Genomic DNA, 16,004 nt, shown 5'->3' with positions numbered 1-16,004 from the left:
GGCTAACATTGTATACATCAACCTGCTTCTCCGCAAAGTGCCGCGCGATCTTCAGCAAGATTCAAAATTATGGCTAAATTGCAGATATTGAAGAAACAAACGAATGATACAGAATGGCTGAGCTGATCGAATTCCGAGCCGTTTTTGGCTTTTGGTGATTGATCTGTTTCGGAGGGTCAGGATCGGTACCGTATTTTTGTTTTCACACAAAATTGCACGAAAAAGAATACAAATGAAGAAAGTAGCAAAAATCATCGGCATGGTAGTGGTAGTTTTTCTGGCAGGACTGATTATCTGGATGTTGACCAACCTAAAAGACAGGCATCCCGGTTACTCAGCCGATCTGAAAGTGACGGGTACTTCTCCGGCCGGATTAAAAGCCGGGTTTGCCGCAGTGCCGATCACGCCTGAAGTTCCGGACCGCTGGGTGGACAAGAACGACGATGCCAAGTACAAGCCGAAGGATGGAGATACTTTTATTGACGGAAACGGGAACGGTAAATTCGATCCGGTGTGGATTGCGGGTTTTAGCAACAGTAAACCCGCCAACGGAGTTCACGACGATACTTGGGCTCGTACCCTGATTATTGACGACGGCACAACCCGGTTAGCAATCGTAATTATCGATGCCATTGGTTTTATGCACGACGATGTGGTGGACGTTCGGAAAATGATTCCGGCAGAAGCGGGCATTACGTACACATTGATCGCATCAACGCATACACACGAATCGGCGGATCTGCTTGGTTTGTGGGGAAAATCGCCTTTGAAAAGCGGGATCAACCCCGATTACATGATGTTTGTTAAAAACCAGATCGTAAAGTCGGTGGTAGAAGCTTCAGAAAGTTTAAGACCGGCCCGCCTGGAGATTTCACAGGATCTGACCGGAGCGATTCCGCTGGTAAAAGATACACGCAAACCCGAAGTGTTTGATTCGGGGCTCCGGATGATAAAGGCTGTAGATAAAGAAAATGACCAGGTTTTGGGAACGGTGGTGGCCTGGGGAAATCACCCCGAAACTTTGTGGAGCCGCAACCTGTTGATTTCGTCCGACTTTCCGCATTTTGTACGCGACGGGGTTGAAAACGGCGTTTTTAATGGCGAATCGCTAATGAAACCCGGTGTTGGCGGCGTTTGCGTGTACATGAACGGGGCACTTGGCGGCTTAATGTGCACACATCCCTCGCTTGCGGTGAAAGATCCTTTTACCGGAGAAGAGTTTAAAGAAGGTTCGTTTGAAAAGGCTGCCGCTGAGGGAAAACACCTTTCGATGCTGGCGCTGAATGCGATGGAACAACCCGAATCCATTATTGATTCAGCAAATATTTCATTGCTGGTTCGTACCATTTCGCTTCCGATCGATAATAACCTGTTTAAGCTGGCTACTGCGTTGGGCGTGATGGACAGAGGAACAAGCGGCTGGATGAAAATGCGCTCGGAGCTTTCGGTGTTTAGGATTGGCCCAATGTCGTTTGTAAGCATTCCCGGCGAGATTTATCCAGAAATCGTAAACGGGGGAGTGGATGCTTTGCCGGAAGGCGATCTGGGGATTCAGGCGGTTGAAGTTCCACCCATCCGCGGAATGATGGCAGGCGACTTCAAATTCATCATTGGTTTGGCCAACGACGAAATCGGATACATCATTCCCAAAAGTCAGTGGGATGTAAAAGCACCTTTTGCCTACGGGCGCGAAAAGGCACAGTACGGAGAAGGAAATTCGCTCGGTAAGGAAACAGCGCCGCTTTTGCATCGGAATATCCAGGAAATGCTGAATGAATTAAACGGGAATTAACTGTCTTCCAAATAAGCACGATGATGGTAAAAAAAGCAGTAAAACGAATAGGGAAAGGATTGCTGGTTATACTGGCTCTCCTGGTTGTTTGGATGTTGATCCCGAGCTTGGTCGGAGTTTTATTTCCGGAGAAAGCTCCCATTGGCTACCATTTTGAAACCCTCGATTACCTGGCCATTGGTGTAGGTCTGGAAAAGCTGGTGGATCTGAAACCCGAAGTTCCGGACGGAATCGAATCGTTCAAAGACATTGAATACAAGGCGGTAAACGGGAAGTCGCTGCAGCTGGATGTTTACAAACAAAAAGGATTGACGGAGAAAGCACCTTTGCTCGTTTTTATACACGGCGGTGGCTGGCGAAGCGGGAAACGGCAGGATTACCTGGTGTACCTCCTGGACTATGCGCAAAAAGGGTATGTAACCGCCACAGTTTCGTACAGGCTGAAAAAGGAAGGGACTTATCCCGCGGCTGTGGAAGATGTGATGGACGCAGTGGATTTTCTCTTCCGAAACGGCGAAACTTTTGGCTACGATACAAGCCGGGTAGCATTGATTGGCGGCTCTGCCGGGGCACACCTCGCAATGCTGGCGGGCTACGGCTGGGAAAACCCCCAGCGGCATAAAGTGAAGGCGGTAGTGGATATTTACGGGCCGGTGGACATGACCACGCCATACGCGCAAACACAGTTTATGGTGACTGATTTTATCGGACATCCGTACACCGAAAAGCCGGAGTTGTATTGGGACGCTTCACCGGCCAAATACCTGAGTAAGGATATACCGCCAACACTGATTTTGCAGGGAACTTCCGATAATTTGCTTCCTCCCAGCCAGTCGGATACCTTGCAGGTGCGGCTTGATCGCTTGGGAGTCCCGAATGAATATTATCGTTTGCCGTTGTGGCCGCATGGTATGGACATGGCAGAACGTCCCAACGTTTACATGCAAAAGAAAATGGATGCCTTTTTTGAAAAATACCTGAGGTAGTTTTTGTGCAACATAATTGTTAAAATTCAGGCTGAACCGGAGTAATACCAAAGTCTTTGCCTAATAGGATGGTATTTACAATGTCGTTGACCAGCGGGAAATCAACCTGGTATTGAAATAAAAGTTTGATTTCTTCCGGCGAGTCGGTGCCAAAATAGTTTACCCTGATATTCTTTTGTTTTAACCGCTGGATGTGTTGTTCTAAATCGGGCGTAATTTCACCACGTAACTGAATAAAATCGGCCTCCGAATAAATCGTGGTATTTACATAATCTTCGGTGGAGGATTGTCGGTCCATATTGCAGATCAGTATCTCGGGAACCTTTTTTCTGGCCTTTTTAGCAGCTTCTACACTGCAAGCCAGAAATGCCTGGTGGAGCCGGTTTTCTTTTTTTAGTATTTCTGCAACAAGTGCCGGTGCCTCATTCCCATCTTTCATGTGAATATTCAACCAGACATTCCGGGGCATCACTTTTAATGCTTCTTCAAAAGTGGGCACCCGCACTCCTTTAAATGACGGCGATTTCCAGCTTCCGGCGTCCAGCTTTTTTATTTCGGCCAGCGTTAACTCTGCTATTTTTCCCGAGCCATTGGTTGTTCGGTCAACCGTGTTATCGTGAATAACCACCATTTGCCCGTCTTTTGTGAGCCAAACATCCAATTCAATCATGTGGGCACCAGCGTTTATGGCTGCCTGAAATGCCGGAAGAGTATTTTCAGGATGTGTTTGCATGGCGCCGCGGTGGGCACAGAAACCACGTGCCGGAAGGATGATTTCATCACCGTTTCCTTTATTGATTGCATTTTGACCAACGCAACTTAATGCTGCTAAAAGTAAAAGGCCCAGTGAAAAAGCGGTAATGTTCATTTCTATTAAGTTACTTCAGAAGCTATCTCGCTGCCGGACTTTTTTCAATAAGTTTCAAGGCTTGCTGTTCATAAATTTCGGCTGTCATTTCGCCCAGCGAGGTTCTGGTGATGTACTTATATCTTTCAAAACTATTAAAATCTTCCTTGGTTAGCATGTAGCCAAAGGCATCGTTGGTTAAGCCAAAAAGAAAAGGCTGTTCGGTTTTGAGGTGACGTTTTAGGTAGAACCCAATATTGGGAAGCGCTTCTCCCGGAATGGTAAGTACTTGCGCTGTTCCGATATTTAAAAGGTTGACTTGTGTGGTTACTTTGCTAAAATCATCGGTTTGTTTTTCAGCCAGTTTCGCTACCGGCGAGTGTTTGAAAACAAACTGCATGGTCTCATTTTCCACCGGAAGTTCGATCATTTCTGCGGTGCAGTACAATTGCGGATCTTGCTGAACAGGAGCCGGGGTGATAATACGAAGTGCTTCGTCGGCCATTAAATTTCCGATGCGGATGCATTCGTTCCAGTCGTTGGCCTCGCCGCCATTTTCGAGTCTAGTGTCAGCAGTAACCATTCCACCCTGTGCACTGTTCATAAATAGGGCAATGCCTCCTACTTTTGACTCAATTCTGTCGTACAACGGGCCGCACAAATCCGGGCTCATCAGTTTTCTTTTTGTTCCCAGAATTTCGGGGTGGGTGGCATAGTTTACCAAAGTGGCAATCGGTTTTCCTTGTTTAGCGCCGGTAGTTGCAAGAACCTGAATAACACCCATCCTTGGATCGTAAAGACGAGGTGCGTAGTAGTTGTAAGCTATCTTTCCTTTGGCTTCGGCAACTGCGGTTTTTAATTCCGCCGGTTGAGTATTTTTTACTGCCTCGTTCACCGCATCAGCAATTTGGGTGACGCACCAAGTCAGGTAATCCAGATCAGCTCCAGTGTTTCCTTTTTCATCCGGAAAACCGTAAGCATCGGGTGCACTGTGAGTATGCGTAACGCCAATCAGCACATTTTCGGGTGCAATATCTTTTATCAACGCTCGCGAACGATCACCCAGATATGCCGGCCAGCCAATATTGTCAATGCCTACGATGGCCACTTTTGTTTCGCCTTTTTCCAGCACCAGTGCACGAATGGTGAGTTTTCCCTGGTAGTCGGTTGGCATCACCGGCTCGCCCATCCCTCCCGAAATCGGGATTAGATGATCGGGCGTAATATCACGAATGGCAGCGCCGGCTTTAAAAGTTTGTGCATGTATTTGTGTGACGAAGAGGAACAAAGCGATCAGGAACGAAATTCTTGTTGTCATCTTGAGATTGATTTTCAGTAAACATAAATGGGGTTTGAATAAATCCACGGAACATACTTCCCGTGCAGCGGAATGTGCACTTCAATACGGTATGCTCCTTTTTTAAAAGGGCCTTGCGAGGCATAGTTGTATCCGTCGATACCGGAAATATTCACCTGTTTTCCGTTATAGATCAAGCGGAACTGGCCGGGAAGAGGAGTGACGGCATTCAACGATTTAATGGCGCTTATTGAAATGGAATCACCGGTAATGGCGTTGATCTTTCCGTCGGTATTTTTGCTGAAGTAGTTGAATCCTTTCGCATCGCCCAGACTTTTAAACGCAGAGAACAGGTGTCCTTTTTTTATGTTTTCGGCGAGTGATGGAACAGAAAGTGTATCGGCAAAAACATAGTTGGTGATGTAATTAAAGCCTTCGTTGTAGGTGTCAATCATCAGTCGGAAAATCCAGCCGTTTACATCGGGTTCGTGAAACAGCCACTTATTGAAAATGGTAACATCGGTGGTGTCAATAATTTTAGCATTGGGGCCTACCCATTCCACTTGTCCGTTGGAAGTGTATCTGGCTCTGAAATTTTGATTTTCATGTGTGTCGACAGCCGAAAAACCAACGTGGTGACGGTAAGTGTTCAGCGAATCCCAACGTGCAAGAATAGCGGTTTGCTCATCAAACATCTCGCGTAGTGCCCAAATCCGGTATGACTTTCCGTTAACCAGAAAATTAAGAATACTGGGAAGAAGTGATTCATCTTTGGTGTCGGTGTGGAAGTTGTACATTTCCATTCCCTGGTACCAGGTATTGCCCCAGTTACGAGGTTCCTCGGTGTGGGAAAAGAATACGATTCCTCCCTGTTGTACCACATTTTTTGCAATGGTGTCGGGATTGGTTTTCAGGTCGATCACCATGGTATCGAGCGGCCAGCAAACATAACCGTGTTTTTCGCTCCCCGGTTCAATTAAAACGCCGTCGTAGTTTCCCTGGTAGCCACGTGGAAAACTGTCGAGCTGATAGCGCGGATGATCGGTTAAAAAGATAAAGTCGATGCCGTTGTTTTTGGCTGCTGGAATCAGGTCATTCAGGTTCCCTTCGCTGTCGTGCGAAAGGTAACTGTGAACGTGCATAACACCACGATAGGTGTTCAGGTCTGTTGTTTTGGGAGTTTCTTTCCGAAGCTGATTAAACTCGGCTATTTCTTTTTCAAGACGGGGATAAGTAAGCAGGTTGCGCCAAAGAGGCTTGGCAAACCCAATGACGAGCAAAACCAGGAGGATTCCCAAAAATGAAAACAAAGTGTATTTCAGGATTCTCAGTGCCTTTTTGATTGCTTTACGTCCGTTCATTTTAAATGACAATTTCGCTTAGCTGATGAATTAGATCCATGGTGTAATCGCCCATGGTTGGTCCAAACCAACCCATGTCTTTAGGCTCGTATTTATCGAGATAGAAATATTTCCCGGGAATGATGTACCCGAGGTAACTTCCGTTAAAACTCGAAACGTTGGCCTTGTATCCTTTAGTTGCCAGTGCGTTTTTTAGCTGCAGTGCATATTCTCCGCTAAAATCAGCCGGAGTTGTAATCCATATCATATTTCCAAGCCTTACAACCTGGAGAACAGAATTGTCAGGGATGGGATTTAGCTTCCTGCAAAGAAAAGTTGCCAGGTTTCGTTGGGTGCTCAGGCGAATATGATATTCAGGAAGCGCCATTTTTAGCGTCAATGACGAAGCAGTGATTTTATTTTTTAGCGGAATGTTCTGCAGGTGCACATTTAAACTGTCGGCCAATGCTTCTCCGATGAATTTTGGTTTTTCAAAACCTTCGCCTTCACCTACATTTGTTTGACTTCCGACCGATCCTGCAAAAAAGATGGCATAATCCACCGATGTATTTTCCATTTTTCGTTGCCAGTAGCCCGGATAATCGCCACTGATTTGCATGTTTTTGTCGCCCATGGTGGTGGCATGTGCCGCAAACGAACCGATCACCGCGTTTTTCCCATTATCTTGCTGAAGGTAGATAAAACTGAAGTCGTCGTTGGTGGTTCCGCGGGCCCCAATTAAACGGTTACGCGTATACTGTGCCGCATCAAAATCGCCTGTAGCCAGCGATGCCGGCTTTAAATCGGAAACAGCAGCTGTGACTGCCATAACGATTTGCCTGGTCAGCCATTTGGCAAGCCTGGGATTGTACTCTCCCGAGAATTGTTCGCCAACCCATCCGGGAGCCCACGCTCCCAAACTGGAGTGCGTATGTGTAGCTGAGAAAAAGAGCTGATCCCGTTGTATCCCTTTTGTGGAAAGCGCGACCATCACCGAATCGGTAATGTTGGGGGGAATAATCAGCAGATCGGCCCCCACAAAAACGAACAATCGGTCGGCTACTTTTAACGCGGCTGCCTTTACAAAAATACTGTCGTGAATGCCGGTTGCAGGCGCACCTTTACGGGCACCAAATCCGGCTAATGGAACCTGAATGAATTTGCCTTCTTCCGCATTGTCTTCAATATTGTTGAGAACCGGAGTGATACTCACTTTGGCAAAGCCGGCCAGCAATGAATCGTTGAAAGAAGTGTAATTTTCCTTCAAATCATCAATTTTCGAGCAACTTTCCTTGTAATAGTCGCTTTCAAAATAGGACTCCTGGTTTACCGGTCCTGTTGCCGTAAAATAAAGGATTGCGAGTAATAAGGCTAAAACACCGGTTATGATTCCAGCTCGTTTCATAGGCAGAAAAAGCTGCCGTTTTAAATCTGGCAGCTTTCGTTTTTATTCGATTATCGTTTATTCACCGCGTTCAAGAAGCACTTTTTGGTCGTTCATCAAAAACATGCGGGTACTTTGTGTATAGTCTCCTCCAAACGGAGCTTTGTATTTCAGGTCGACGTAAAAAGCTTTGTAGCCCGATTCAGGTAGTTTAAGGGTGACCGTAAATTCTTTTTTCCCTTTTTCTCCCAGGCTTTTATCGGTCCACGTATTGTCGCGAATGTCGCGGTCATCCGATTCGGCACTCCACAAAATAGCATCTTCCAGTAAATTGCCATCGGCTTTCATTTTAAGGGTAACAGTGCCGTCGTTTTCTGAAATGGAATAGTTACACTCCGGATGTTTATTCCCGGAAATGGCTTCCCCAAAAAAGGCACTCAAGGTTGTGATAGCCTTTGTTTTATCTCCCAGTCCGTGCCCGGCATTCGGAATGTAGCAAAGGTGATTGTCGCCCGGAATACTGTCGATGTAATTCTTCATGGCATCCACCGGCCAGTATTCATCGTTGGCACCGTTGAAGATCATCTTGGGCATGGTCAGCGCCTTTCTGTATGAATACGGATCCACCATTTGAACCAGTGCATTTCCTTCTTCAGAACCCACTTGCTGAGCAACCCCCAGTTTTACGTAATCCTCAATCTGGATGCTGTATTCGCCCCAGGCAGTTTTGTGGTAAGGGATATTTACCTGCATGTTCAGCATGTCGATCACCATTGGGCCGATTGCTTTTACCCGTTTGTCGCTGGCACCGGTTAGCCACGTTGTCCAGCCGCGTTTGGAGGCGCCTGACACCACAAACTCGTTTACTTTGGTTTTTAAATCTTTTTTGGCAAATTCCTGAATGGCATCCATGGCGCGGATGGCACTTTTTGTCATCGGAAACAAAAGCGGCCAGGTGTAATCGTTGTCGCTCTGGAAATTGTGAAAGGTGTAGGAAATAATTTCGTCTTCCGTTTTTCCGTCAAAAATGGGCTGGTTCGGAACCTGCCATACGATGGCGGTGATGGCTTTGTTGGTTATGGCCATTTGGCTGAACATCTTTATTTCAGATTTATCCCATTCATGGATGTTGGGTTCACCGTTTTTTACGCTTCCTCCGGTAATAAAAAGCAAGGCATCGTGGTGCTTCAATTCGTCGGGAACCATGATGGTGAGTTCGTGTTTCCAAACCAGATCGCGCCAGGTTTGCGAAGTAAAAATAACACGGTACAGTGCAACTCCGTCGACTTTTAGCTGATCCTGAACCTCCCAATTAAATGAATTGTCGCCATTGTTTAAATAGGCTTTCAATGCCGTTTGCGGAGTGATTTCTTTTTCTGTGCCCGCCAATACAAGCATTGCCGGAAGCAGGAGGACGATAATACCCAATAAGATCTTTCTCATGTCTGTTTTCCTTTCAAAAGCAGCAGGGAGTCCCAAAAGTATATTTCACGCAAAGTACGCCAAGTTTTACCCAGAGAGCGCAAAAGCAGAAACTGATAATGTGCACTCTGTGAGCTTTGCGCTTCTTTTGTCTCTTTGCGAGAACCTGATTTTACTAACTTTTGGGACACCCTCCTTGTTGTTTTATTATGAATGTTTTAATATGGTTTTGCAGTTCCCTGGAGCAACCAGAATTTTGACCATGCGCTGTTGTTGGTCTGATCGCTGCCTTTGTATTGGGTTGGTTCCAGCCTTGCGACAGCCGCTTCAGCATTTGCCGTGTTGGTGGAAAGGTCTTCGTTAATGTTGTAGTAAAAACGAAGCGGTAGTTTCTCCCTTCGTGCCGATGGGCCAGTTTGCAGATCAGGCAAACCTGTTCTGCGGTAGTCGAACCACGATTCGGCAGCAGCAGTCCAGCTGGCAATCCATTTTTGCTGAATGATACTTTCCAGTCCGTTGTAGCCGGCACCGTCTATGTAATCGTCAAATTGGTCAGCCACATCCCAGGCGTTGAACGATTCTTTAATACCATTGTCATAATAGGTTTCGGGGCTTCCCGGCGCCCAACTGTAAAGGGCGGCTTCGGCCAAAATGAAGTTTACTTCGGCCGCAGATAAAAGTCTCATTTGCAGCAGTGCCCCGCTGGTTTCCTTGTACATTTCGTTCAGTTGCGAAACATGCGGGTTATAAGCAGCCTGTTGGGTATAATTGGGTGTTAGGTTATACGCTTGTGCCGAGAATGTTTGAACCGGTATTCCCACATATTCCTGGTCGTAATCTACGTAAAGATTATCTTCTCCTTCCCATTTGGCTAAGAAAGCTTCTTCCACGTCTTTTGAAATCTCACGTTTCCCATCTACGATCCTGTCTACACCGGTACCAGGCACCAGCACCAGCGGAATCTCAACTTTTTCGGCCCAAACGCCTAAACGCGGATCATTCAGCGCCTGAAGAGCCTCCACCAATGTGGCACAGGGTTTTCTTCGCATGTATTCTCCCAATGGGTCGATGTTAAATACCATGTTGATAGGCCACGAAGTGCCCGGAGATGAACCGGGATAGGCCACATTGGCCTCGTCGGCGGCAAGGGTGATAACTGGGTACTTGGCAGGATCGCCGGTAATTTTACTGATTCCTTCCTGTGCAACAGATGGTTCCTTTGCCTGTAACCTCATGTAGTAACGTAGTGCCAGCGAGTTGGCAAATTTCCTCCACTTGCTAACATCTCCTTCGTACAGTACATCCTGCGTGGAATTGATGTTGGTGTATTCGCTACTGTTTTTTGATAAAAGCGTATTGGCTTCCTCCAGGTAGGCAAGAATGCCGTGGTAGATATCCTGTTGCGAATCGAAAACGGGTTTATAGAAGTCCGGACCTTGCTCAGCCTTTAAGGCTTCTGAAAAAGGGGCTTCTCCCCAAAGATCGGCAATCATCCCAAAGGTATAGGCTTTCAGAATTAAACCAACACCCTGGTGGAACTCTAACTCTTTCTCTACAGCTTTGTTGTAAAACTCGTCTGCATTTCGCAGAATGTCGTAAAAACCTCCCCAGGACTGACCGGGATTGTTCCAGTCGTAATCGTTGTGACCGCTCGACCAGCCAGTTTTTTGTGTGTGCTGCATAACGCCGGCAATATCTCCGATGCCGAGATTAACGATGCCTTGTCCTAAATTGATGATGATGGTAGGCATCAGCAGGTTAAGGTCCGTTATTTCCGGATCAGGGTTGTTGGGGTTGATATTCAGATCGTCTAAATCGTGACAGGCACCAAAGGCCAGCAACATACCCAGAAGAACTGTGATGAACTTTATATTGAACTTTTTCATATTCTTAGATTTTTTTTGTTGATGGATAAGGTGATTCAATTAAAATGTAAAACCAACTTTAAACCCGATAGGAACTACCCATGGATTAACATTATAACGCTCAAGTCCTTGCAGTAGTCTGCCTCCATCTGGCTGGTAAGCCCTTTCCGGGTCGATTCCAAAGCCGGAGTCTTTTGTCCAAAGAAGGATATTGCGACTGTAGACCGAAACATTGATGTCTTCCATATTTACTTTTTGAGCAATGCTTCTGGGTATTCTGTAGTTTAATGAAATCTCCCTGAGCTTGATATAATCGGCATCGAATACGTTGGCTTCGCCAATATCCCAAGGATAACTTACCGAGTAGGGAAGGAAAACAGTTCCCTCGCCACCAAGATTTTCTCGTTCCAGAATAAAGTTCCCTTCGTCATCATAGGTTCCAATTACGCCGGGAACAAATGTTCCGTCATACACCTTTGTTCCGCTCCACTGTTCCGGAAAACCTCCATATTCAGGAGTTGGGCCACCTACCGGGTATAAACGGTCGGCATATATCAATTGGTCGGCATTGGCCACAACCCAATCGCGAAGTCCCTGGCTTGGCCCCGGATTGCTTGGATCGTACACTCCCGGATAAACCAGGTTTTCAAACCAATGGTTGGTAGCCATGTCTTCGGTCAGGTAACGGTAGGTTTGCGATACGTACTGTCCGCCATGCCGCCAGTCGAAGGTCATGTTAAGCGAAAAGTTTTTCCAGGATAGCGAGGCTTGAAGCCCCATGATAAAATCCGGATTCACATTTCCGATTTTGGAATAGGTGGATGCGGCTTCCCATTCGGTGTCGGTAGCTGCATCGGGAAGCAATGGGTACATGTAATAAGGTGAATTTTTGTCGGTTACGCGGTTTATTTTGCGGGAATACAGGTTGCCCACAACACCATCGCTTATTTCTTCGTTCCCAAACTGATCGGTGGCCACAAGTTGTCCCTTGGCATAACCAACACTTCGTACTTTTGCCTGATCCCACAGGGTTACAAAGGGTATTCCATCTGCCAGTTCTATGATGCGGGTTACATTTTTGGTGAAGTTCAGGTTTAAATCCAACGACCAGTCACTGGTTTTGATGGGGGTTCCACCCAGCATCAACTCAACTCCCTTGCTTTGTACCAGACCCGCATTAATGATGGTTCCGCTAAATCCGGTTGACGTAGGCAGGGAAACATTAAAGATCATGTCTTTATTGTCGAGTGTATAATATGTTCCATCAAACCTTAGCCTGTTTTTCCAAAGCCTGGCTTCAATTCCGTATTCCTGCGAAATCTGTATTTCGGGTTTCAGGTTGGGGTTGAGCAGCGAGCCGGGTTTGTACAGGCGAATGGCATCATCCCATTGCTCGTAGTTTCCGTAGGTTTGCAATAACTGGTAGGGTGAAGTATCGTTACCGGTTTGTGCTACCCCTCCCCGAAGTTTAAGTAAATCTATGGCGCTGCCCAGGTTAAGCAGTTCGCTCACCAAAACACTTAACGAAGCAGATGGGTAAAAGTAAGAACGGTTTGCTTTGGGTAAGGTGCTCGACCAGTCATTACGGGCGGTTAAATCAAGGAAAATAGTTTCTTGCCAGCTAAGGTTGGCCATCCCATAAAAGCTGTTAACTCCCAGTTGGTAATGGCGCGAACTGTAATTTAGATTCGCAGTTGGGATATTGCTGAGTGTAAAAAGATTGGGAACCGTTAATCCTGAACTGTTTTTTGATGAGTTGCTCACGCTGGTGCCTTTTGCATAACGTGTATTTCCTCCCACTGAAAGGTTCCAGGCAAAGTCCCCCGAGTTGTCTTTGTACGAGAAGAGTCCGTCAATGTTGCGCTCCAGGTTGTTGCTGGTTGCTATACCATAGGCTCCGTTGTTGGGCTCATCGGAATAACCGAGTCCGATTTTTGTTTCGCGTACTTCGTCTGATTTGTTAAGGGTCATTCGTCCCATAAGACTAAATTTGGTCGATATTTCCCAGGTAGCCATAACGTTGCCAAACAACTGGTAACGGTTAAAGCTGTTGTTAACATCGTAGGCCAGCATCCATGGGTTCTCGCTATCTTCGATAACTTTCTTTATCGTATTTCCCTGTCCCAGGTCGTAGTCACGCAATTCATTTATGTCAATATAAGGTGGTGTGAAATAAGCCCACTGCAAGGGGTTTGCTCCCCGGTTACCGGCAGGACGGTTGTCGGCAAAACTGTTTACAAAATTAATGTCGGTGCTAACCGTAAGTTTTTCCTTCACTTTGGAAGAAGCAGACAACGACAAATTATTTCGTTTAAGGTCTGAATTGGGAATCAGGCCTTCGTGTGTCATGTTGGTATATCCGAGTCGGTAATTTATTGCTTTCGATGTGTTGGAGATAGACACCCCGTTTGTTGTAGTGAAAGCATAATCATTCAGGAAGTTTTTTACGTTGTCCTTGTACGAAACAAGTTCGGTCGGAATCTGCACTCCGTTTGCATCGCGGGGCGAATTCCATTGCACGGCCCAGTAACCTTTGTCCAGTTCGGGACCGATTCCCGTTTGGTCGAGAACAGGCGGCAGATATCCTCCGCCAACATCCTCCGGACGGTAAGAGAAATAGCCGGTTGCAAACTGTTTTTGCACATTTAGGAAACGGGACGGAATATCAAAGTTGGTATTGGTCGTTACCGATATTTTCATGCCCTCACCACTTGCTTTTTTAGTGGTAATGATAATAACGCCGTTACCCGCTCTTGAACCATAAAGTGCGGTGGCACTGGGGCCTTTCAAAACAGAAACACTTTCAATGCTTTCAGGGTCGAGATCCGAAATGGAGTTTCCGTAATCCACCGGGTTACCCGATCCAAACCCCCCCACATTATTTAGCCCACTCGACATAGGCACACCGTCAACAACATACAAGGGTTGATTGTCGTTACTCAGCGATTTGGCGCCACGAATGATGATACTGGTCGTAGAACCGGGGCCGCCGGTTTGATTGATGGTTACACCCGCTATTTTTCCCGACATGGAGTTCAAAAAGTTCTCCTGCGCAACGCGTGTAAACTCCTGACCTTGTACCCTGCTGATGGAATATCCAAGCGATTTTTCTTCCCTTTTTATTCCGAGAGCGGTAACCACAACTTCATCAATGGCTTCTACGCTTTCTTCCATTTCAATGTTGATCGTGCTTTTGCTGTCAACAGCCACCTCTTGTATTTTGAACCCTATAAATGAGAATACAAGTGTTGCATTGTTGGCCACCGAAATCGAATAGTTTCCGTCAATATCGGTAACCGTTCCCTGCGCAGTTCCCTTTACGGTAATGCTAACACCCGGAAGTTCTGTTCCATCGGTAGTGGTGGTTACCTTTCCTGTTACATTTATTGTTTGCTGGGCCGAGGCGTTTATGGAAAACAAACCAATGAACAGGCTGGTTGACAACAAGACGGTGAAAAACCATCCCATTTTATTTTTTAGTATTCTTTTGATTTTCATGTATCTATGTTTTTAATTTTCAACGATAACCCGTCAGGTGACGGAGAATTTGCATGTCCGTCAATCGACGGGAGCCATCATCAGTTGTTGCAATGTAATTTGCCAACTGGCTGACTCATGCTTATTTCATGTTGAACCAATTTTACGGGTTTTAATTAATGGCATCGAAACTAAGCACCAAGGCGTGGGTGTTTATACCAATAATTTGTGCAGGGTCTGATCCTGCAGCCATAAACATCACCAGTTGCATGCGGCTGTTGGAAATGCTTTTAAGGATCACTTTTCGTTGGAAATCCCTGAACCCGATAAACTCGGTTCCTGAAAAATCCAGCGTCATCACATTGTTGAAGGTGATGGAATAAGTGGGTGGCCCGTAAACCGACGACACCGTAAGGTCTTCATTGTCGTTGAATGTAAAAGTTGCTCCGTTTTGAGGCGTATATTTGGCGATGCACAAGCCGTAATCCTGTCCGTTTGCATTGACAATACCGGCTCCACCTGTATTGACGATCTCGTAAACAATCCCGCTGAACGAAGCTTGGTCTTCCTTTACATCATGACTATAACTTCCGTCGTAATGAAAAGTGAATTCGTCTTTATATATATCGCCCATTTTAAATTCGGTATTGAATATTCCGTCAGGGAGCGGTCTCGGCGTTCCGCTTACTACAGTCAATTCTGCATCGGCGTTGGCCAGGTAATCTCCGGCAGCATTGTGGCTTGAAGTCAGTTTCCAGGTTTTGCCGTTATAGCCTTCAGCCGTAAAATCTCCTGTAAGCAAAGCATAAGGAGGAAGAGCTACGGCTAATTTTACCTGGTCGGTAACAGTGTTTCCGTCTTTGTCTTTCGCCGTTAAAGTAGCGATGTAATAACCTCCTTCAGGATACACATAAACAGGATTCTGTTCGGTGCTGGTTTCCCCGTTTCCAAAATCCCACTGCCAGCTTGAGGCGCTGTGTGTTAATGCGGTGAAGGCTACCTGTTTTCCGTCAATGCTGTGGAAAATGGCCGCAGAAAGAGGAAACACCGGTCTCTCGTCATCATCCGAACAGGATGGTAGCAAGATTATTCCAATCATGCAAATTAAGAAAGAGAATTGAATTAATTTTTTCATATTGAATAAGTTAGGTTAGAGAATAAATTCTTGTGATTTCATAATGTATGGTGCTTAATTGTCGTTGCATACGATAATTATGTGCAATGCATCTATTCAATTTACGAAATTGTAATGAAAGTAGAATGTGTAGTTATCAGTTACCCTTATTTCGTTAATTCTCATAGTTCCGAATCAGCTCTATTCAAATTTAAGAAGGAGGCGGGAGAAAAACTAATGAAAAATTGGTCGAATTGCATGGAATATTGCTAACTCATAGCAATTTAACGGCAAATAAACGGTTTGGATATGTTAATATAACATTAGACTCAAAATGATTATTTCACAATATTTGAAAAGGCAAAAATCAAGTAGAAATGGGACAGCATGAAAGTGGTCGGTCGATTTGTTATGTAAAGTGGTTGGCATGTGAAAATTGAGTAATCTTTATGTAAAAAAAACTTTGGGGTGTCTGAATCG

General features: G+C 45.8%; 10 protein-coding genes. 2 read left to right on the top strand and 8 right to left on the bottom strand.

The window, feature by feature from the left end:
* Positions 1 to 232: 232 nt before the first annotated feature.
* A complete protein-coding gene (locus tag D1614_RS10480; RefSeq protein ID WP_119437883.1) occupies positions 233 to 1,792 on the top strand; it encodes a hypothetical protein in 1,560 nt (519 codons plus the stop codon).
* 20 nt (positions 1,793 to 1,812) lie between these two features.
* Positions 1,813 to 2,778, top strand: a complete 966-nt coding sequence (locus D1614_RS10475) for an alpha/beta hydrolase (protein ID WP_206609982.1) — start codon at positions 1,813 to 1,815, stop codon at positions 2,776 to 2,778.
* A 19-nt stretch (positions 2,779 to 2,797) separates the two neighbouring features.
* Here D1614_RS10475 and D1614_RS10470 read toward each other — a convergent pair whose 3' ends face one another.
* The 8 genes from D1614_RS10470 to D1614_RS10435 all read right to left on the bottom strand — a co-directional run bounded on the left by D1614_RS10470 (position 2,798) and on the right by D1614_RS10435 (position 15,509).
* Complete coding sequence (locus tag D1614_RS10470) at positions 2,798 to 3,646, bottom strand: glycerophosphodiester phosphodiesterase (RefSeq protein WP_119437882.1); 849 nt, start codon at positions 3,644 to 3,646, stop codon at positions 2,798 to 2,800.
* 22 nt (positions 3,647 to 3,668) lie between these two features.
* The gene (locus D1614_RS10465) at positions 3,669 to 4,943 is read right to left on the bottom strand and encodes a hypothetical protein (protein WP_119437881.1); all 1,275 of its coding nucleotides are present in this window, start codon (positions 4,941 to 4,943) and stop codon (positions 3,669 to 3,671) included.
* A 14-nt stretch (positions 4,944 to 4,957) separates the two neighbouring features.
* Positions 4,958 to 6,283 carry a PHP domain-containing protein gene (locus tag D1614_RS10460; protein WP_119437880.1) on the bottom strand — a complete coding sequence of 442 codons (1,326 nt, stop codon included), beginning with the start codon at positions 6,281 to 6,283 and terminating at the stop codon, positions 4,958 to 4,960.
* Between the two features lies 1 nt (position 6,284).
* The gene (locus D1614_RS10455) at positions 6,285 to 7,667 is read right to left on the bottom strand and encodes a neutral/alkaline non-lysosomal ceramidase N-terminal domain-containing protein (RefSeq protein ID WP_119437879.1); all 1,383 of its coding nucleotides are present in this window, start codon (positions 7,665 to 7,667) and stop codon (positions 6,285 to 6,287) included.
* 57 nt (positions 7,668 to 7,724) lie between these two features.
* A complete protein-coding gene (locus tag D1614_RS10450; RefSeq protein ID WP_119437878.1) occupies positions 7,725 to 9,089 on the bottom strand; it encodes a PhoPQ-activated pathogenicity-related family protein in 1,365 nt (454 codons plus the stop codon).
* Positions 9,090 to 9,286: 197 nt separating this feature from the next.
* Complete coding sequence (locus tag D1614_RS10445; RefSeq protein WP_119438156.1) at positions 9,287 to 10,954, bottom strand: SusD/RagB family nutrient-binding outer membrane lipoprotein; 1,668 nt, start codon at positions 10,952 to 10,954, stop codon at positions 9,287 to 9,289.
* Between the two features lie 39 nt (positions 10,955 to 10,993).
* Positions 10,994 to 14,431: a SusC/RagA family TonB-linked outer membrane protein gene (locus D1614_RS10440; protein ID WP_206609981.1), complete on the bottom strand. Its 3,438-nt coding sequence runs from the start codon at positions 14,429 to 14,431 to the stop codon at positions 10,994 to 10,996.
* A 151-nt stretch (positions 14,432 to 14,582) separates the two neighbouring features.
* Positions 14,583 to 15,509: a PKD domain-containing protein gene (locus D1614_RS10435; protein ID WP_162304469.1), complete on the bottom strand. Its 927-nt coding sequence runs from the start codon at positions 15,507 to 15,509 to the stop codon at positions 14,583 to 14,585.
* Positions 15,510 to 16,004 lie beyond the last annotated feature (495 nt).

The organism is Maribellus luteus, assembly GCF_003576475.1.
In the GTDB taxonomy this organism is placed as follows: domain Bacteria; phylum Bacteroidota; class Bacteroidia; order Bacteroidales; family Prolixibacteraceae; genus Draconibacterium; species Draconibacterium luteum.
Note: the sequence above shows the minus strand (reverse complement) of the source record. Positions and strands in the feature narration are given on the sequence as shown.